This is a genomic window from Methylocystis sp. Sn-Cys (assembly GCF_016745395.1).
GTDB lineage: Bacteria > Pseudomonadota > Alphaproteobacteria > Rhizobiales > Beijerinckiaceae > Methylocystis > Methylocystis iwaonis.
Genome location: NZ_JAERVJ010000001.1, coordinates 819,785 through 839,739 on the forward strand (window position 1 = coordinate 819,785; position 19,955 = coordinate 839,739).

17 protein-coding genes are annotated in these 19,955 nt (G+C 59.0%); 11 read left to right on the forward strand and 6 right to left on the reverse strand.

Going from position 1 to position 19,955, the window contains the following annotated elements; all coding sequences use genetic code 11:
* Positions 1-152 precede the first annotated feature (152 nt).
* From JJT62_RS03845 to JJT62_RS03855, 3 genes are all read left to right on the forward strand, one after another.
* Positions 153-1,352 (forward strand): hypothetical protein, encoded by a 1,200-nt coding sequence (locus JJT62_RS03845; protein ID WP_202071325.1) that lies wholly within the window; start codon positions 153-155, stop codon positions 1,350-1,352.
* Positions 1,353-1,378: 26 nt separating this feature from the next.
* Positions 1,379-2,782, forward strand: a complete 1,404-nt coding sequence (locus JJT62_RS03850; protein WP_202071326.1) for a hypothetical protein — start codon at positions 1,379-1,381, stop codon at positions 2,780-2,782.
* Positions 2,783-3,053: 271 nt separating this feature from the next.
* The gene (locus JJT62_RS03855) at positions 3,054-3,977 is read left to right on the forward strand and encodes a hypothetical protein (RefSeq protein ID WP_202071327.1); all 924 of its coding nucleotides are present in this window, start codon (positions 3,054-3,056) and stop codon (positions 3,975-3,977) included.
* A gap of 318 nt (positions 3,978-4,295) precedes the next feature.
* On the opposite strand, the gene JJT62_RS03860 is transcribed toward JJT62_RS03855, so the two are convergent.
* The 3 genes from JJT62_RS03860 to JJT62_RS03870 all read right to left on the reverse strand — a co-directional run bounded on the left by JJT62_RS03860 (position 4,296) and on the right by JJT62_RS03870 (position 7,512).
* On the reverse strand, positions 4,296-5,483 hold the full coding sequence (locus JJT62_RS03860; protein WP_202071328.1) for a site-specific integrase: 1,188 nt from the start codon (positions 5,481-5,483) through the stop codon (positions 4,296-4,298).
* A gap of 622 nt (positions 5,484-6,105) precedes the next feature.
* A complete protein-coding gene (locus JJT62_RS03865) occupies positions 6,106-6,426 on the reverse strand; it encodes a hypothetical protein (RefSeq protein ID WP_202071329.1) in 321 nt (106 codons plus the stop codon).
* Positions 6,427-6,576: 150 nt separating this feature from the next.
* A complete protein-coding gene (locus JJT62_RS03870; RefSeq protein ID WP_202071330.1) occupies positions 6,577-7,512 on the reverse strand; it encodes an outer membrane protein in 936 nt (311 codons plus the stop codon).
* 557 nt (positions 7,513-8,069) lie between these two features.
* Here JJT62_RS03870 and JJT62_RS03875 point away from each other — a divergent pair.
* Both JJT62_RS03875 and JJT62_RS03880 read left to right on the forward strand, forming a co-directional pair.
* A complete protein-coding gene (locus tag JJT62_RS03875; RefSeq protein ID WP_202071331.1) occupies positions 8,070-8,414 on the forward strand; it encodes a c-type cytochrome in 345 nt (114 codons plus the stop codon).
* Positions 8,415-8,443: 29 nt separating this feature from the next.
* Complete coding sequence (locus JJT62_RS03880; RefSeq protein ID WP_202071332.1) at positions 8,444-9,277, forward strand: creatininase family protein; 834 nt, start codon at positions 8,444-8,446, stop codon at positions 9,275-9,277.
* On the opposite strand, the gene JJT62_RS03885 is transcribed toward JJT62_RS03880, so the two are convergent.
* The gene (locus tag JJT62_RS03885) at positions 9,228-10,115 is read right to left on the reverse strand and encodes a sterol desaturase family protein (protein ID WP_202071333.1); all 888 of its coding nucleotides are present in this window, start codon (positions 10,113-10,115) and stop codon (positions 9,228-9,230) included. The genes JJT62_RS03880 and JJT62_RS03885 overlap by 50 nt on opposite strands.
* 126 nt (positions 10,116-10,241) lie before the next feature.
* On the reverse strand, positions 10,242-10,673 hold the full coding sequence (soxR, locus tag JJT62_RS03890; RefSeq protein WP_246744668.1) for a redox-sensitive transcriptional activator SoxR: 432 nt from the start codon (positions 10,671-10,673) through the stop codon (positions 10,242-10,244).
* A gap of 190 nt (positions 10,674-10,863) precedes the next feature.
* Here soxR and JJT62_RS03895 point away from each other — a divergent pair, with 190 nt between their 5' ends.
* The 6 genes from JJT62_RS03895 to JJT62_RS03920 all read left to right on the forward strand — a co-directional run bounded on the left by JJT62_RS03895 (position 10,864) and on the right by JJT62_RS03920 (position 19,288).
* The gene (locus tag JJT62_RS03895) at positions 10,864-11,592 is read left to right on the forward strand and encodes an SDR family oxidoreductase (protein WP_202071335.1); all 729 of its coding nucleotides are present in this window, start codon (positions 10,864-10,866) and stop codon (positions 11,590-11,592) included.
* Between the two features lie 417 nt (positions 11,593-12,009).
* The gene (locus JJT62_RS03900) at positions 12,010-13,320 is read left to right on the forward strand and encodes a family 1 glycosylhydrolase (protein WP_202071336.1); all 1,311 of its coding nucleotides are present in this window, start codon (positions 12,010-12,012) and stop codon (positions 13,318-13,320) included.
* Between the two features lie 48 nt (positions 13,321-13,368).
* The gene (locus JJT62_RS03905; protein ID WP_246744669.1) at positions 13,369-14,637 is read left to right on the forward strand and encodes a glycoside hydrolase; all 1,269 of its coding nucleotides are present in this window, start codon (positions 13,369-13,371) and stop codon (positions 14,635-14,637) included.
* Positions 14,638-14,870: 233 nt separating this feature from the next.
* Positions 14,871-15,332: a cold-shock protein gene (locus JJT62_RS03910; RefSeq protein WP_246744670.1), complete on the forward strand. Its 462-nt coding sequence runs from the start codon at positions 14,871-14,873 to the stop codon at positions 15,330-15,332.
* Positions 15,333-15,424: 92 nt separating this feature from the next.
* Entirely contained in the window at positions 15,425-18,304 is a 2,880-nt protein-coding gene (locus tag JJT62_RS03915) for an AMP-binding protein (protein ID WP_202071338.1), read from the forward strand.
* 162 nt (positions 18,305-18,466) lie between these two features.
* Positions 18,467-19,288 carry a DUF1217 domain-containing protein gene (locus tag JJT62_RS03920; protein ID WP_202071339.1) on the forward strand — a complete coding sequence of 274 codons (822 nt, stop codon included), beginning with the start codon at positions 18,467-18,469 and terminating at the stop codon, positions 19,286-19,288.
* A gap of 173 nt (positions 19,289-19,461) precedes the next feature.
* Here the strand turns inward: JJT62_RS03920 and JJT62_RS03925 are convergent, their stop codons facing one another.
* Positions 19,462-19,821, reverse strand: coding sequence for a hypothetical protein (locus tag JJT62_RS03925; protein ID WP_202071340.1), 360 nt, complete (start codon positions 19,819-19,821; stop codon positions 19,462-19,464).
* Positions 19,822-19,955: the final 134 nt, after the last annotated feature.

Sequence of the window (19,955 nt, forward strand, 5' to 3'; positions counted from 1 at the left end):
GGCAATGAGGGTGAGCGTTGGCCCCCGCGGCGCTCCGCGCGAGTTCACGCGGAAATGTTTAGCAATCTGACGAGAGTCGGGGCGCTTGACAGTTGCTACGGCTGGCGCGACGATTGGCCGCAGAAATGGATAATTTTTGTTGGGAATGCTTCATGCTAACGCTCAAACACCACAAAGTCATTGCAATGGGCTATGTCTTTCTTGAGGCGAGCACAGCTACCGCGGCCGAGCCTCCCAATCCGTCATTAGCATCTGTCGTCGTAATGGCCATAAGCGATGCGAGCGCGCTTTCAGCCAGCCCTAAAAGGTTAATCGCTTTTGAGTCTGCCGGCGCACAAATTCCGAGCAACTTATTGCGCGACCAATCCTTCTTAAAAAGAGCTACGATATTTGACAATATTCCATTGGATAATGGTCAGCCAAGCTCCGTATCAATGTACGAAGTTCTCAGGAATGCCTCTTCGAGTATTGAGATTGGCGCAGTTTCACTTAGTTCGGACCAAAAGCAAGAGCTTTCCAAGGCAGAGGGCCTGCTTTACTCAGATTCTAAAATACACTCACCCTCCCCTCAGCTACTTGCGTACTCCAAATACAAGGGTCAAAGCGACGCATTAAAGCAGAAGCTGACAACTCCTAGTCTATCAAATGCAGATCGCCTACAAATCTTAAATGAGCTGAAGTCAGTTGAGATTGATTGGCGTCTCTATGGCTACAAAGAAGACGTTGAGCAGGCAATGCAGACCATGAGGCGATATAGCCAGGGGGCTACGACTGAGCTTCGTGATAATTGGATAAAGACGCTGGATGAAGAGACGGAATTCGATGTTAAAATGCTGGACGCGGCTTTTGGTCGATCTGACTGGTCGCGACTAACTTTCTCCGCTCAAAAATACAATTTGAACGTCAAGGTTTCTTATGGCGGCGGGACGTCATCCACAACAGACAAAACCGCGACAATCTCCTTCGATTTCCTCTTTGTGCCGTTGCGCCGATCTGTAATCGAGCATCCTTTCCTAGTAGACACTGGTTGGCGGTTGAAGGGAGGAGAGCAGGTCATCTCCGACGGTGTCAGTGGTGCATCCGCACGCGAATTGATACCTAAGCTATATACCGCTTTGGTCCTTATAAAAAACGTCGAAATCGGCCTAACAAGCCCCATGGATGGGGTTTTTATTGATGGGCTGAGTAAAGCGGCTTCCGTGGACATTTCCGGCTTTGCTGTAAGCAGGGACCTTAGCACTCCAATCTATCAGAGCAAATATGTAGGTGTGCCGCGTGTTTACATTGTCGGAGCCGCGGTTGAGGAGCTGCCTAAAATTCCTAATCCAGAACCCGGTCGGATCTGGCCTTGAGATATGAAATAAATGGGAGGGGGAAGATGAACAGATTTTTCTTGGCCACGCTAGTCGCCTGTTTATCAACTAGCACCCAAGTCAATGCCTTTACGCCAGAACAGGCAATGTCAGTTTTATACGAAAAACTGCGTGGTACTTTGGGGTTTAGTGGAGAATCAAAGAAAAACTGGTTGAGTTTATCTATGGTTGGTTCTCTCGTTGATTCTTCCGATCTATCGCAGGTGAATGATCTCGCAAATTTTTGCCCGGATACGCAACCCGTAATCCAATCTTTTCAACGTGCGCGAAAGATCGACTTAATCTATGAAAAGTTGCTCAATAGCCTTACAGGGCCACTGCGACCTGAGCCGCAAGATGTGAAGGATGCTCAAGACCGACTGAGAACACGCACCAGCCCGCCAGCTGAAACACCTGAATACTCTGTATGGAAAAGCTATCAAAAGTCATATTCAACGAAATTCGGCGATCTTTTCACGTCTAAAACGCCAGCGGAACGCGCTCAAAAGCAGAATGAGCTTCTGCAAATAGATAAAGATTGGAAGGTTTTGGGGTATAAGTCTTATATTGCAGAAGCATTCAACGTCATCAACGCGAACGACATCAAATATGGAGCTATAAAACAGGAGAACCGGCGCGATGTTCTTAGTTACTATCGGCTCTCGGGATTAGCCCCAAGCGACACTCCTGGCGCGTTCAAGGCACCCGCATCTGAAGTGTCCCCAACTGTCGATAAATGGGACGATGTGGCAGGGTGGTCCAAATTCCTCTACACCAGCAAATCAACAAGTACCGATTTCAATCAATCTACGTCCAATGCGCGTGGATTTGGCGGCCTTAATTTAGGCTTCATAACCATTGTTGGCGGAGGCGGTAGCGGAAGCGGCTCTACGTCAAAAGTGACGAATGTGGATCAGTTTGACTATAGTTTCGAATTAAAGCGCGTAACAATCCGGCGTCCATGGCTCGATACAGAAGTTTTCTTTGAGCCGGCAGGTTGGACATGGCGAAAAAGTCCAAATACGGCGCAATTTCCTTATGTCTCCGCCTACGTCGACTCCAATGGAAAGCCCGCGGCTCCAACGGAAGTTGTGTACGACAACAAGCCGATCGATTGTGCAATGCTTCCACTTGAATTGGTTATCGCACGGAACCGTTCTTTGACGACGACGACAACCAAGCAAACCTATGATGAAACCGTTTCGACGGGATCAGTTTCCGGGGGTGGCGGTTTTTTCGGGATTTTCGGCGGTCACGGCGGCAAAGATTGGTCATCTATAAAAATATCGGAGACAGGAAACGATGTAACCTTCAAGATAGACGCCCCCGGTATCGCCGTGATTGGGATTATATCTGAAGTGATTCCGGTTCTCCCAGAGCCAAATCTGCATGATACGTGGCCAGACAATGCCTGGATAAACAAAAAGTAATCCCAAAAAGTGTTGGTTCGGGGCGAGGTTATCCGCAATGCGCCTAACGAGATGGCTGATCTTTGGAGTTTTCGGTCTCGCAGCTGTGTCAGTAAGCCTAGCTGACGAAGCCGCGGACGAGAGGCGTGCATTCCTTGAGCAGTTATCTGGCAACCTCAACGGATCGAGCGTAGTAGAGATTCCGGTGGAGCAAGGCCGGCGAGGGTGGTCAGTTGTAATGCTGGCCCCCCCCGGTGTTTCTCTCGCTGCCCTTACGGAGGGCTACAATGGTGTGACCGCTGATCTCTCGCGCGCTTGGGGAGCTACTGCGGTATTCGATAAACCAGTAGAAATGCGCAATGGATATGCGGTCCTCGGTCCAAGAACACTAGAAAGCGTCTGGTCGGACTTACTTTCAGATTTGATGCCGGCGACCATAGCGCCGGTAAAACGAATGACGCGGAGCGAGGCGGAGAAGTGGCTGTTTGCTCCTCAAGCAGGGCGGCTGCGGCGCCCAAGCACTTTCATGACGGACTATAGGAAGCATGAGGATATAATACGAGTCCTCATCGCTGGACGCGATTCTGGATTGTGGAAACTAGACACTCGATTACGCCAGTACAAGACATTTGAAGATGCGTACCGTAACGAAAACCTGAGATGGATCAAATTTGGCTACAAGGATGAGATTGATTCGGCCATCAAGGTGATTGACGCAGAGCAAAACACAAAGAAATGGCGAAACTGGCTGCGGTTGCAGAACGCATACGAGGCATTTCGTGTTCCTATTGATTATACACGCTCAATACCACAAACAATTATCCTTCCTCCTCCTGGAACCTGGGCTGATTCAACTGCTTGGTCTCGAGCGTCTGCACTTTCGTTAAGCGGAGTCAGAGTTAATTTCCAGGTAGCTAAAATAAAATTATTTAGGCCTTGGCTTGATTTTGATTTCCTGATCGATAATCCAGATTTATTCGTTGGCGACAATAGAAACAGAGAGGCGATCGTTAGTGATGGAGTTCAACCCAGCGCGATTAATTTCCCTTCTGGAAGCGCTTCCGCTATGGTTGATGAGCTCATTCTCGTAAAGCAGATCCGCTTCGAGAGCGATGCAACGACCATATTGAACCATCCTCTGCGTTCATACGCGTATCCTGAGGCCGTGAATATCCTTGGTTACGTTGTGAGAACGCTACCAAAACTTCCGCCGTGAGATGCGGGCGGATGTTGATGAACAATCTATTCACGTTTTTTGCATCCCGCTTGAGCCTATGAGGCCGAAGGGGTCGCAGTAGCCACTACCCCAAATGTATCTGACACGGCCTTGCAGGCCGGTATCTCGCCAAGCCGCGTCGTTTGGCGTGTGAGCGCCATGACGTTGAGGCTGCCCATTCTTGGCTTTTCCGCTTCAAGCGCCGCACCGTCGCTCAAGCCAATGAGCTCTAAGCAAGCGCCTTCTCACCCGGAGCTTGAATTTGGGTCACGCGAGTGGTACACGCATCCTGCCAACGACGTGTGTAATGCTTTGATTCTACCTGCTTTTTAGATGCGAGGAGCCAATCCCTTCTAGTGCAGCTGAGATTGTATTGCCGATCATGTCAGCAGCTCGCCGAACTGGGCCGGCATCGAGATGAGCGTATCTCTCTGTGGTAGCTGCTTGCGAGTGCCCAAGAAGCTTCCCTACTATTGGCAGACCGAGTCCTGCTCCGGCGCCCACGCTAGCAAAAGAATGGCGCAAGTCGTGAATTCTAAGGTTGGGAAGGTCTGCGAGCTTTATCGCCGCCGCCCATGGCTTTTTCAAATCTGTTCTAGGTTGGTCGAAGTTCTTGCCGGGAATGACATAAGTCCCTTCGCGATTGAGCGATGCTAAAATTGTGATTGCAGGAGCGCCTAGCACGATTGTCTTCCTGCCCGTTTTCGAGTCAGGCAGAAAAAGCATTCCTCTTTCAAGGTCGACGTTTTCCCACCGAAGATGCAAAATCTCTCTTAGTCGAGCGCCAGAAAAGAGGAGCAGTCGCAGGGCGGCAATACCCGAACCGTGGCGACCTTCGACCTCAAGGTGCCGGAACGCTTCACCCAATCGCGCCAATTCATTTGATGACAAGAAACGCTCACGGCGAGGTTCGGGATAACGTTCAATTCCAAGTGCTGGGCTGACGCCGTCGGGCACGATTCCGTGCTTTGCACCAAAGGAATACATCGACGCTACAACGGCAAGCACGTGGTTTGCCCGGTAAGGAATATGCTTCATCGAAAGGTGCAATCTGGCCAGATCCGTTCTGGTCAGATCGTACGCCTTTCGAGCGCCAAGCGTCGGCAATAAATACAGTACGATCGCGCTCCGATAGTGGCTCGCCGTCGATCCTTTACGCTTGGCATCGACGTGATCCTCTAAGAAGCGAGCAGCTAAATCTCGGACGTTTATCGCCTGTCTATTCTTCAGGCGGGTCTCCGCTGGGTCCTGGCCGCAATCGACGGACGCGAGAAGCCCTCTTGCGAGTCCGCGCGCGACGTCCGGAGTCAGGGGGCCATAGCGGCCTACCGACAAAAAGCGCTTCCTGCCATTGGAGCGGTATCGAACGAGGAAGCTCTTTGTGCCGGATGGTTCGACGCGGAGACCAAAGCCCTTAAGCTCAGTGTCCCAAACGATGTACCGTTCGAGCGAAGGCGCTGCCGCGTCGACAGTCCTCTTAGTGAGCCGACCAGTCCGTGTTGACATGGCGTCCCCTTTCGGTGACCATATGGTGACCAGTTTAAAGGAAAGCATCGGTCGTCGCGGAGTGCAATAGGGAAGGCGAATATCATTGATTTCCAATAAAAAATGGTAAGATAGCGGGGGTTTGGATATGATGTCGGATGTCGCGGTCTGAAATTCGTAATGATGGGGTCGGGGGTTCGAATCCCTCTTGCGGCACCACTTTTCCGGAAATTCGCAACGGCAAGCACGGCGAACGCCCCAGTAAGCTTTCGGACGGGCGGGCGGCTTCAACTTTGAAGGGGCGAAGCGCTGGCGGCTGGCGTGCGGCTTCGCAGGCGGCAGGAAAATCTCGCGGTCGGCGTCTACGTAGTTGAACGAATGAGGTGATTTGCCGCGTTGTGGTCCGCCAAGCTGTCATGCACACATCAGTGTGTCGCGCCTGCCGAACTTTTCCGAAGCCTGCTTATGGAGCCGCAAGGGCTCCGAGGCGAATCGAGCATCCGGGATGGCTCCGGCGGGCGCCGCAGCCTGAGCGGCTTAGAGAGCGCCTGCTCGGCCCGCCTTGGTCACGTCTCTGCATGAAAATCGCTGGGGCCGTTTCGAACAGCAAATGGCGCCGCCGCCCGGAGTTATAGTCGGCCGTTCATGCTCCTCTGAAGATCGACTTTGTCATCGAAGGGCGGCCGCCGGATTCCTGAACTTCGTCGTTATCGGCGAGCAAACGAGCTGGCAATAAGGCTTGCAGCAGCGAGGCCGTCCCCTTCTGTCCATTGAACAGCTCGCATCGGGCGCGTGTCATTCCCGGCGGGCCGAAGACCGGGAATCCAGAGCCACAAGAAGCGCTGGTTTGCCCAAAGCCCGTCATTGCGAGCGAAGCGAAGCAATCCAGGGCGGCGATGCGGCCCTGGATTGCTTCGTCGGCTTCGCCTCCTCGCAATGACGGCGGTGATTTCCAGTTTGTCAAAACGGCGCGAGCGTCGGGAAGACACGGAACCAATGTTGGAGCTTATGGCTGGCCCGCCGACCGAGGAGGCAAGGGGCGCCGCATAAAAGAAAAGGCCCGGCGTTAGCCGGGCCATCTCTCACATCACGAACAGAGGCTGGATCTGTTCGATCAGTATTTCGCGACGACCGGAGCAGGGGCGCCCCAGTTGAAGTGATAGTTCAGGCCCGCGCGGACGATGTTGCCGTTGAAGCGGGTCGTGACTTGCGGGAAAGCCGAGCTGTAAGTGCCGCCGGGAACGGCCGACGCGGGGCCGCCGATATTGACGAGCGGGCTGCCGGCCACGGTGACGCTGCCGAGATCATAATAGAGATATTCGACCTTGGCGGACCAATTGGGCCAGAACATCCATTCGACGCCGCCGCCAGCCGTCCAGCCGACGCGCGTATCCGAGAACGCCGCCGCCGAGAAATAGCTGTTCGGCAGACTTGCGTCTCTGAGTTCGGTGCCGACGGAGCCGTAGTTCAGGCTGACGCCGCCGTAAGCAAGGCCGCCCGTGCCATAGATCAACAGGGTCGGCGTGGCCAACCAGCCGAGACGACCGCGCACCGTTCCGATGTAATCGAGCGAACGTGACACGGAGGTCGTCTGAACGAGCAGATTGGTGAAGCTCGGGTTCTGCAGCGCGGCCGAGGAAATCGCGTTGCGGCGGGACGCGGCGACGCCCTGGATGTCCGCCTCGACGCCGACGACGAAGCTGTTGTAGAACTGCCAGTTGTAGCCAATCTGGCCGCCGCCGATGAAACCGCCCTGGTTTCCGTTGTTGATGTTGCCGGTCGACACCGCGGCCAGGAGCTGGCTGGAGTTCGGGACAGCGGCGCAGCCGGGGAACCCTACGTTACATCCGCCCGGGAAGGACGCGTAAGTAATATTGTTGCTGTTGGACCAGGTGCCGCCGGCGTTCAGGCCGACATAGAAGCCCGTCCAAAGCGGCGGCGGGGGCGGCGGCGGAAGGACCGGCGGGCCTTTGCGGGAGGGGAGGTCGGCGGCGAGGGCCGAGCCGACGGTCATCGTCAGGGCAAGAGCCGAAAGAGCGATTTTGTGCATGTGTCTTTGATCCCAATTAGAGGCGACCGCAAATCGCCCTAACACAAACGAACAGGCAAAAACCGGAAAAGTCTTTGCGGAAAATCAAATATAACGACATTGCCGCGCGCAGCGGTACTTGTGCAACATATAGCTAAGATCGCGCTTGATAGATAAAATAGCCGCCAGGAGGCGACCTCGCAAATTTGTATTTGGAGTTTACTTTGGCCTAGCTTACGCTCTGCGAAATGCCGTCGCGACGGGCGGGCGCGATCGGATCAAGCGAACGACGGCGCGGCTGCAAGCGACCTGGGCATATTTTTCGGCTATTATCCGGCAAGGAAAACGGCGCGCCTCGACCCCATCCAGGCGCTTCGATACGAGTGAGGCGCGCGGGTATGAGAAGAGATCCGCTCGATTGGTTCGGCGCTATTCGCGACGCTTCGCGCCAGCGAAGCGATCGGAAATCCAGAGCAAAATCATCGCTTTCGCGGCTCTGGATTGTGGGGCGGGCTTTCAGCCCGCCGGGAATGACAAGCCCCCATGCGCGCTGTTCAACCGGAAACAATATCAGGCCGTTGATCTTTGCGTTTGCGGCAATCGCGAGCCTACTCGGCGGCGTCGTCGCGAGCGTCGGCCAGGAATCGAATCCGGCCGCCGCCGATGCGCGAATCACGGGCCATAAATTCGCGCTCCAGGTCTGCGCGGCCTGCCATGTCGTCGCCAAAGACCAGACGACGCGGCCGATTTTGAAACCGCCGGCGCCGAGCTTTTTGCGCATCATGCGCCGCCCGAGCATGACTGGAGCGTTTCTTCGCGGATTTCTGAGAACCCCGCATGGGAAGATGCCCAATCCGGAGCTTGCCGATTTCCAGATCGACGAGGTCGTGGCCTATATGCTGAGCCTCGAGCGGAAAAAATAGCGCTGCGCCGAGATGTTCGAGGATAGCCGATGTTCGTGAAGTCGTTTCGCGGCGCTGTGAGCCTGTTCGCTGTCGTTCTCATCGCATCGGGCGCCGCTGCGCAGGCGAGCAAGCCTTCGGCGCCGGAGCGCCTCGACATTGCCGATATGACCTGGGTGGAGCTGCGCCAGGCGATCGAGCAAGGCTACACGACCGTCATCGTCCCGAGCGGGGGGATCGAGGAAAACGGCCCGCATATGGTCTTGGGAAAACACGACCAGATCGTTCGCAGGACGTCACACGAGATTGCGCGCGCGCTGGGTAACGCTCTGGTGGCGCCGGTGATCTCCTTTGTTCCGGAGGGCGAGGGCCTGATGCAATTTCCCGGCACCATCGGCGTGCCCGAAGAGGTTTTCGCCGGAGTGCTCGAGGGCGCGGCGCGCAGCCTGAGAGGGAGCGGGTTCAAGAATATCTGCCTCATTGCCGACCACGGCGGCAGCGTGGGGCCGCAAGCAGAGGTTGCGTCACGTCTGACGCGCGAATGGGCCGCCGACGGCGTGCGCGTTTTCGACGTGTCGGATTATTACGGATCGATCGCGGCTCAGAATGATCTTTTGAAGGCCCAAGGCGAAACGCCGGCCTCGATTGGAGAGCATGCCGGCATTGTCGATACCTCCGAACTCATGGCCATAAATCCGAAAGGCGTCGATCTCTCGCGCGTCAATGAGGCGTCGCCCTTTGCCGTGAGCGGCGTCATCGGCAATCCAAAGAGAGCTTCGGCGGAGCGTGGGCAGGCCTTGCTCGCCATAAAGATCGAGAAGGCGGTAAAGCAGATTAGAGCGTTGATCCTTCAACCGGCGGCAAACGCTTACGAAGGCCGATAAGGCGAAGCAGCTCCTCAAAGGGATAGACGAGCTGGCGCGTGAATCTCGGCGGAAAGGCGTGGTCGTCGATACCGTAACGCGCCGGAAGCGCGCCCGCCGGCATGAAAAACGTGCCGAACAGGACATCCCAAATGGCGAAGGTCGGCGCGAAATTGGCCGCGCCGCCCTGATTGGATCGGGTGTGATGCCAGCGGTGAAAGACAGGCGTCGCAATCACATATCGCAGCGGACCGAGAGTCCAGTTGAGATTGGAATGCACAAAATAGCCGACTGCCGTGTCCAAGGGCGCCAGGAGGATGATGACCTCGAGTGGGATGCCAAGATAAAGCATCAGCAACGGAACCAAATGGGCGCTCAGCGCCAAATTGATGGGATGCATGCGGTATCCGCTCGTCCAATCGAGGTCTTCGCTCGCGTGATGAATCGCGTGGAACGGCCAGAGAATTTTGCGATGGAACCCACGGTGAATCCAGTAAAGCAAAAAATCGGATATGGCCAAATAGAGCGCGCATTGCGCGGCAAGCGGGAAACGCGCAAACAGGCCGTTCCCCTGCAGCAGCCGGATAATTTCGACCGCCGGGAGGAACAAAGTCAAAGTCAAGGCAAGGGCAATTGCGACGGCAGTTGAAAGATACGTGGCCAGGATCGCATTCAGCGCCAGATAGCAGCCGTCTGTGGCGAGGCCGCGATTTCGCCACCAGGGCTTTCCGGGATTGCACGCGACGCCGGGGACAAGTGCCAATGCGGTGAAAATGGCGCCGCCGGCAAGGAGCGACGTCGTCATATTTCGCAGGGCGCTCAGGATTTCCGGCGATAGCTGCTGCAATAGCCATTGCATGATTTCTTGCCCCTGACTTGGCTGCATCGCTGACTGGCTGGCGATGATGAAGCGAATGAGAATTGAAATCGCCGGTACGAAAAGCCAAGACGAGCCGCCAAGACGGCATCGACCTTGTCTTGCAAGTCATGCCTGATCGCGCTGCAACAGCACTGGCCCCGAGCCGGTGGCGCCTAACTCGTCGGAGGGATTACGTAGCGGACAATCCTCTAGCGACAGGCATCCACACCCGATGCAGCCATCCAGATGGTCGCGCAATCGGATCAGTCCGTCGATGCGAGCCTGCAAGGACTGCCGCCAGTTGCCGACCATCTCACGGACAGCAGCGGCTGTAGGTTGTTTTCCGGCTGGTATCGGCTTCAGAAGGGCAGTGATTTCCGCCAACGGCAGCCCCAGGTGCTGCGCCACTCGGATAATGGCGATCCGACGCAGAATATCCCTCGAAAAGCGCCGCTGATTGCCGCGGCTGCGGGTTGCCGCGATGAGCCCCTTGGCCTCGTAAAAATGCAAAGTCGAAACGGCGACGCCGCTCCGTTGCGCCACTTCGCCCACTGTCAATTGCTGGGGCGGTGTCCCACGTCTGTCCAATGCGAAAAACCCTTGACCTCAACCATGCTTGAGGTTTTATACAAGGTGTCCGCTTGCCTATGCAAGCCCTTCAGCCAAGCTCGGCCGAAGTGTCTCCTGCGTCGACGGCCGTGTTCGCGTGAAGGACCGGCGTGACGCTTGCACATATGGGACGGACATAATGGGGACAAAAGAGATTATCGTCTTGGTCAGCGGCGCGAACCGCGGCATCGGGCTCGCCATTGCAGCCGGGCTGGCCCGTCATAAAGGCGTGAATGTGCTGCTTGGGTGCCGCGATCTCGACCGAGGCAAAGAGGCGAGTATCCCGCTGCAGGCGGAGGGGCTACGCGTCAGGCCGGTGCAACTGGACACTACGGACGAAGACAGCGTATCGGCGCTTACTGACTTGATCGAAAGAGAACACGGCCGACTGGACGCTCTGGTCAACAACGCCGGTATTGGATTGGATTATCACCCGACGTTGTCCGTCGCCGAACAGATGAGGCAGACCTTGGAGGTCAACGTCGTCGGCGTCTTACGACTCACAGAAGCGATGGCGCCGTTCCTGGCGAAATCTAACCGTCCGCGCATCGTCAACGTATCGTCGGAACTGAGTTCGTTCGGAATGCGCGCGGATCCGAACTGGGCTTATAGCGCCATCAAGCTTCCCACCTATGCGGCATCTAAGGCGGCGCTGAACTCGCTGACCGTCAGCTATGCCGACCAACTGAGAGATAAAGGGTTCAAGGTAAACGCCATTTGCCCGGGCTACACGGCGACCGAGGCGACCAATTTTTCAGGGACACGCACGCCCGAACAGGCGGCCGTCATTGCCGTCAACTTCGCGTTGCTCGACGAGGAGGGACCCAATGGCATTTTCGTCAATGAAGCACGAGAACTGCCTTGGTAAGGTGAGCTGAAATCAAGCGCAAAATTAGCCCGTGGGCGTCGATTCGCAGACAGGATCGTGGTGCGTCGGAGACGAAGTAACCCGGTCCGTCTGTACGGCCGCTGCTATAGGCCACGTTTATGTGGCAATTCCTCGTCTGCACTGGGTAGACGCCGCAACCTCCGGACCGGAAAAATTCTCGTCGCAAACAGAGCTGGCGAGGCCCGCCCGTACGGGAACAAAAACCTTCTGGATGCGTTGTTGGGCTTTACCGAGACGATCTGCGACCGTAACCGACTCGGGCGCAACGCATGAAGGGAACACAATGCCTTTCGCGCAGAGATCGAGCGCCCGGCGACCCCTATCGTTCACGCCTGCGGCGGCGACGCCGCTCACGCGCGGGGCCGGCGGCGAGCCCCATTCGGGTCGCGGTTGATCATGCTTCCCGGCGCGTCCGACATCGGGCGACTTACCTCGCCCGACGCATTTTTATGGGCGGTGGGAATCGAAGACACTTTCATAACGGCGCCGCATCGCGGAACCGGGCGGACGCTGGACGAATATGAGCTGACCGACCATTACGGCCGGTGGCGCGAAGACATCGGCCTGATGGCGCAACTGGGCGCGCCCTGCGCGCGCTACGGCGTTCCCTGGCATCGCATCCAACCTGCGCCCAATGTCTGGCAATGGGAATTTGTCGACGCCGCGCTGGAGCGGATGCTCTCGCTAAAGATCGATCCGATCGTCGATCTCGTCCATTACGGCCTGCCGGCCTGGATCGACCAGGCTTTTCTCAACCCGGATTACCCGCGTTACGTCGCCGAATACGCCGCGCGCCTGGCGGAGCGGTTCCGTGGGCGCGTGAGGTGGTACACGCCGCTGAACGAGCCGCGCATCACCGCTTGGTACTGCGGCCGGCTCGGCTGGTGGCCGCCCTATCAGCGAAGCTGGCGCGGGTTCGTCGCGCTCATGCTCGCCATCTGCCAAGGCATTGTGGAGACGGTGCGGGCGCTGCGCCGGGTCGATCCCGACATCACGCCCTTCCATGTGGACGCCACGGATGTCTTCGAGACCGACGATCCCGCGCTCGCGGCGGAGGCCGCCCGGCGTCTGGACCTCGTCTTTCTCGCGCTCGACCTCATCAGCGGGCGGGTGAATTCGCGGCATGCGCTTTGGGATTGGCTGCGCCGCAATGGGGCGGATGAGAAGCTGCTCGAAAGCTTTGCGCGCGAGCCGCTGGACTTGCCGATCATTGGCGTCAATCTCTATCCGATCTTCACCAAGAAACGGATTCTGCGCGACCACGAAGGGCGGCTGCGGATCAGAATGCCCTATGCCTCCGGCGATCTGGTCGAGAAGATCGGACATATGTATTTCGAACGCTATGGCGTTCCGTTGATGATCTCCGAGACGGCGGACAAGGGCTCTGTCGAGCGGCGGCTCGAATGGCTGCGCCGCTCCGTCGCCGCGGTGGGCGCGCTGCGCGCGCAGGGAATTCCCATGGTCGGCTACACTTGGTGGCCGATGTTCGCGCTGGTGACCTGGGCCTATCGCCAGGGCCTGCGGCCGTTGCACGACCATCTCTTGCAAATGGGCCTCTGGGATCTCGATCCAGATCCCAAAGGGCGTCTGGCGCGGATCGAAACCCCGCTCGTCGACGCTTATCGCGGCCTCGTGTCCGGCGGCGCCGCGGCAGTGGGACGCCTCGCGACGGCCGAGGCTTCCGTCGATCGCCTGCGCGCCGGATAGCGCGCATTTCGCCTCCTCTTTGGCCAATAATGAATGCGGAGGAAAATTATGTTTCGCAGCTTCTTTCTTGCCGGCTTCGAGGGCTCGACCGGCTACAACCGGCATGGCGAATGGTTCGATCACGTGGCCGCGACCGGCCATGACGCCTTGGTCGACGAGGATTACCGCGACATCGCCGGGGTCGGATTGCACGCAGTTCGGGAAACGGTTCGCTGGCCGCTTGTCGATATTGCGGGCCGCCACGACTTTTCCACTGTGAAGCCCTTCATCGAGGCGGCGAAGCGTCACCATGTGGAAGTGATCTGGGATCTCTTCCACTACGGCTTTCCCGACGACCTCGATCTCTGGTCGAATGCTTTTCCCCGGCGCTTCGCGGCTTACTGCTACGCCTTCGCGCGCTATGTCGCCGCGCATATGGACGGCCCTCATGTTTTCACCCCGGTAAACGAACCGTCGTTCATGTCTTATGCGGCGGGCGAAAAAGGCTTGTTCGCGCCGCATGCGACGGGCCGCGGCTTCGAGCTCAAGGTCGCCCTCGCGCGCGCGGCGATCGCGGGCATAGACGCCATCCGCGCTGCTTGTCCGACTGCGCGTTTCGTCAATGTCGATCCGCTCTGCCGGGTGGTCGCGCCCCCCGACCGGCCCGATCTTGCGGCGCAAGCCCATCATTTCAACGAAGCGCTGGTCTTCCAATCCTGGGACATGCTTTGCGGGCGGCTGCTCCCGGAACTGGGCGGCAGCCCTAAACATCTCGACGTCGTCGGGATCAATTATTATTGGACAAATCAATGGGCGCTCGATGGCCTCCCAAATGCGCAAGGGGTCATCCCGCCGCTTGCCGACGACGATCCGCGCCGCGCGCCGCTCGCCGATCTCATCCGCGCGGTTTGCAAGCGCTACGGCCGCGATGTGATGATCACGGAAACGAGCCACGTCGGCGACAATCGCGGACCATGGCTGCTCGAGGTCGCGGCTGCGTGCGAGACGCTGCTTTGCGAAGGCGCGCCGCTGCGCGGCGTATGTCTCTACCCTATTCTCGGCATGCCCGAATGGCATGATCGAAACATCTGGACGCCGATGGGCTTATGGGATCCGATGCATCGTCACGATCCCTGCGCCGGGCGCCTTTTATGCGAGCCCATGCTGCATGCGCTTCGTTCGGCGCAGAAGACTGTCACGCCACGCTGGCAGCCGCTGCGGCGAACAGAGACGTTGGCGCAAAGACGCGGGCGCCCCGCGTCACGACTAAATGCGCACACTGTCGCCAGTGATCGCGAACGGAGCGAATTTAAAAGGCGGCGAAGCTGGCGATGGTGAAGCGCTGCTTCCGGTCGTCAGTCTAACAAAATGTCGCAGCCGCAAGGCTGGCTCATGTCCGGCTCGGACCTAGATGCTCACAACGGGGCGGGCCGCGGCCGCCCTAGCCCTAGCAGGGAGCCGGGAGCATGGAGACAACGCCTCAAATCGATTTTCAGGGCATGGAGCCATCGCCTGTTTACCGTCAGCAAATTTTGGAACACATCCAGCGGCTCGAGGATAAATTCGGGCGGATGACAGCCTGCCGTGTCGTGGTCGAGGCGCCGAGCGGGCGCCATCGCACCGGCGGCCTTTACGAAGTTCATATTTACCTGGCCCTGCCGGACGAGCGGGAGGTCGCCGTCGACCGCACCCCGCATCTCGACGAGCGTTTTCAGCGCTTCGAATTTGCCCTCAACGACGCCTTCAGCCGCGCCGGACGCCAGCTACAGGATCAGGTCGGGCAAATGCGCGGGAAGGTGAAGCATCACGAGGAGGCCCCGACTGGGGTCGTGAAAAGGCTGATGCGCGAGGACGGCTATGGTTTTCTCGAGAGCGTCGATGGTCGCGAAATCTATTTCCACCGCAATAGCGTGAGGGAGCCGGGTTTCGACCATCTGGAGCTCGGCGTGCGCGTGAACTTCGTCGAAGAGGAAGGCGCGCAGGGGCCGCAGGCCAGCCGCGTCATGCCGATCGCCGAAAAGGCGCCGGAATAGCGCGCGTTCTTATCGAAAAGCGCCCTGAATTTTTCAGGAAGTCGCTCTAGCTAACGAAAGAACGAGGTCCCGTTTCAGGCGCTGCGCCGCTTATGGACATGAACGCAAATGCGCGATCTGACGCCGCCTCGGGCGGGCCGTCGCGCGCGGTCGCCCTCATCGCTTTGCTGGAAGAGCTTTCGCATGAGCTGCGCCCGAAGCAGAGCCAGCCTTTCGGCGTTCGAGCGGAGAGCAGGCTCGAACAGGACCTCGGCATAGACAGCTTGGCGCGAACGGAGCTGAGCGCGCGCATGGAGCGGCGCTTCGGCGTTCGCTTAGCCTTCGACGCCGTCAGCCAGGCCGAGACGGTCGGCGATCTGCTTGCGGCGCTCGAACTCGCGCCAGCGACTGGGGCGGGCGCCGAACCGAGCGTGGTCGCGGCGGCGCCGCCATTGCCGAGCGCGGCGACGCCAACCACGGCGCGCACCCTGATCGAGGCGCTCGAATGGCATGTCGCGCATCATCCGGAGCGGCGCCATCTCAGCGTGCTGGAGGATGACCGCAAAATCATCGGCGAGCTGACCTATGGACAACTCGCATCGCAGGCGCGCCGTGTTGCGGCTGGCCTCGTTGAGCGGGATATCGTGCCCGGCGACAGGGTCGCGATCATGCTCCCGACAGGGCTCGATTTCTTCACGGTGTTCTTTGGAATTTTATATGCCGGCGCGACGCCGGTTCCGATCTATCCGCCGATGCGGCTGTCGCAGATCGAGGATCATCTGCAACGCCAGACCGGGATTCTGCGCAACGCCGGCGCGCGGATTCTCGTCACCATGCCCGAGGGGCTGCGCCTTGCGCAGCTCTTGCGCGCACAGGTCGAGAGCCTCGACTCCATCGAAAGCGCCGCAAGCCTTTCAACCGCCGAGGACGTCGCCTTGCCCACGTCGCGCGACGAGAGATCCATCGCGCTGATCCAATACACGTCCGGCAGCACCGGCGATCCCAAAGGCGTCGTGCTCAGCCACGCCAATCTGCTCGCCAATGTGAGAGCGATGGGCGCGGCGATCGGCGCAAGCTCCAAGGATGTGTTCGTGAGCTGGCTGCCGCTCTATCACGACATGGGGCTCATCGGCGCCTGGCTCGGCTCGCTTTATTTCGCCGCGCCGCTGTTTGTCATGTCGCCTCTGAGCTTCCTGGCGCGGCCGGCGAACTGGCTCTGGGCCCTGCACCGCTTTCGCGCGACTTTGAGCGCCTCGCCCAATTTCGGCTTCGAGCTATGCGTCGCCAAGGTGGACGAAGGGAGCCTTGCTGGACTCGATCTTGGTTCCTTGCGCATGGTCGCCAATGGCGCCGAGCCGGTGAGCGTCTATACGCTCCGCCGCTTTTGCGAGAAGTTTCGCCGCTTCGGCTTCAGGGAAGAGGCCATGGCGCCCGTCTATGGCCTTGCCGAGAACGCCGTCGGCCTCGCCTTTCCGCCGACCGGCCGTCGCCCTTTGATCGATCGTATCGAGCGGGACGCTTTGACTCACCGTGGCCTTGCAAAGCCGGCGCGCGAAGCGGACGCCAAGGCGATCGAACTCGCGGCCAGCGGCCAGCCCTTGCCGGGCAACGACATACGCATCGTCGACGAGGGCGGGCGTGAGTTGGGCGAGCGCCAGGAAGGGCGCCTCGAATTCCGCGGCCCTTCGGCGACGGCGGGTTATTTCATGAATGAGGCGAAGACCCGCGAGCTCATTCACAACGGCTGGCTCGACAGCGGCGACCGCGCCTATATCGCCAATGGCGACGTCTTCATCACCGGGCGGATCAAGGACATCATCATTCGCGCCGGCCAGCATCTCTATCCGCAGGAGATCGAGGAGGCCGTTGCGCGCATCCCCGGGATTCGCAAAGGCTGCGTCGCCGTCTTCGGCGCCGCTGATCCGCGTTCGGGAACCGAGCGCGTCGTCGTGCTCGCCGAAACCGCCGAAACCGACCCATCGGCGCGCGCAGGGCTCGAAACAAAGGTGCAGGAGGTCACGACGGACATCAGCGGGACGATCGCCGACGAGATCGTGCTGGCGCCGCCGCGCAGCGTTCCAAAGACGTCGAGCGGCAAAATTCGCAGAAGCGCCGCCAAGGCTCTTTACGAGCGCGGCGCCGTCGGGGGGCCGCAGCAGCCAGTATGGCGGCAATTTTTACACCTGGCGCTCGCGGGTCTCGGTCCGCAATTGCGCCGTTCCCTGAGTTTCGTCGGCGGCGGCCTTTATGCGGTCTGGTGGTGGCTGGTTGTCGGTTCGAGCTATGCGGCCGCTTGGTTGGGCGTGATGGCGCTTCCGGGGCTGGGACGACGTTGGGCTTTCGTGCGACGCCTCGCCAATGGCGCGCTCGCCGCGTTGCGCGTTCCAATCTCCGCGAGCGGATTGGAAAATATCCCGAACGGCAACGCCATGCTCGTCTTCAACCATTCGAGCTACGCCGACGCCATCCTCCTTACCGCCATATTGCCGGGCGCGCCGGCTTTCGTCGCCAAAAAGGAGCTGGCGCGGCAGATGTTCGCCGGACCATTCCTGCGTCGCCTCGGGGTGCAATTTGTCGATCGTTACGATGTCGCGAGCAGCCTCGGCGACATCGACGCGCTCATCGCGGCGGCGCGGGGAGGCCGCAATCTGGTTTATTTCCCCGAGGGCACATTCACGCGCCGGGCGGGACTTTCAGGCTTCTATCTCGGCGCCTTCAAAACCGCCGCGGAGGCGGGCCTCGCCGTCGTCCCAGGCGCATTGCGCGGAACGCGCTCCATGCTGCGCGGCGAGCAGTGGTTTCCAAGGTGGGCGCCGCTCGGCGTCACGATCGGAAAACCCATAAGCCCCGCCGAAAAGGATTTCGCTTCCTTGCTGAAGCTGCGCGACGCGGCGAGACGCGCAATATTGGCGAATTGCGGCGAGCCCGATCTGGATGAGCTCGTCAAGCCGCCCGCGCCCGGCCTCGTCGACAAGCCGCGCGCGACCTCGTGAGACGCCGCCGATCTTGCGATGCAAGGCTTGCGGCGATGCGCGCAATCTCCGTGTTGCCGATAAGGTTTTGGCAAGCCTTCTGGGCTAAGTTGATTCGGTAGAATCGGCGCGCCGCTCGAAGATGAATTTCGACCCCCGCCTCGTCTTCCCCGGAGCCCAAAAGTGTCGACGATTTCCAGCTATCAGCAGATCTCGAAAAATTTGAGCAAGTGGCAGGCGATAGAGGCCAAAAAGCCTGAGATCTCGACAGCGAACAAATACTTCCAAGAGAATATCGGAAAGGTAAAAAACGCGGATGATTTGATCAAAAATCCGCGCCTCTTCAACTACGCGATGTCAGCTTTTGGGCTGGGCGACCGGACCTACGCCAAGGGCCTCATGAAGCAGGTCTTGCAGCAGGGGGTGACAAGCAGCAAGGCGCTCGCAAACAAGCTCAACGATCCTAATATTCAGGCATTCGCCAAGGCTTTCGACTTCGCCGCCAAAGGCGCCGATACGACCAAGTCGTCCACGCTCGTTTCCAGCGTCGTCAACCGCTACACGGAAAATGCGCTGGAGACGGATCAGGGCCAGCAAAATCCGGGCGTCCAACTGGCGCTCTATTTCAAGCAACATGCGCCGAGCATCACCAGCGCCTATGGCATACTCGCCGATAAAAACATCTTGACCGTGGTGCAAACCGCCCTTGGCATTTCGCCGCTCACAAAGGCGCAGCCCGTCGACACGCAATATCGGCTCTTGAACCAAAAGCTGAACATCAAGGATTTCCAGGACCCCAAAAAGCTCGAAGCCTTCATCTCGCGCTTCGCCGCCATGTACGACTCCAACAGCGTCGACCCGACGAGCGCGTCCTATACGGGGTCGGGTGCGGCGAATGCGATCCTGCTCGGCGCCTCGGTGGCGGGCACGGATGGCGTTATCGGGGTTGACCAGAGTCTTCTTCTGCAAATAGCCGGCAAGCGCACGTCCGCATATTTCGCGTGATCACACAAGGTCGCGCCGGGCCAATGATCGGAAAAGGCCATTGCCGCCAATCCGCCAATGGCCTGCCTTGTAATCGCCCGATCAGGCGTTAACTCTCCAATGCGCCAGCGGCTTGGTCCGCTGGAGAAAAACGGCCCGAGCGCGAAGGTACCGCCGGGCCGTTTTTCGCGATGTCAACGCCAGTGGCCGCGCCCGCCGAAGCCGTGATGCCAGCCGCCGCCATGCCCGCCACGCCAGCCATAACCGTAATGGCGGTAGTGAGGATGGCGCCATCCGTAGTGGTAGCCATAGGGACGGCGCCAGCCATAACGATAGGCGCCGTAATAGGGGCGCCTATAGCCGTAATAAGGGCCTGTCGCTCTCCACCAGCAATGGCCATAGGCGTTGCACACGCGCACGGCGGCCACATCCTCGATCTGCGGCGCCGGAACGAGGCCGACATTGGCGATCGGCATCGCCGACGCCGCGCTCGGCGCAATGGAGACGGCTCCACAAGCGAATGCCGCCGCGACAGCAAATTTGACAGGGTTCATGCCAGACATCCTTCCACTGCGGCTACACCGCTGAACGCGTCATTGCGAGGGCTTAGCGGCGGCGCCATCCAGGGCCGCAAGGCCGCTCTGGATGGCGTCGCTTCGCTCACAATGACCCGCAGCATTTAAGCGCC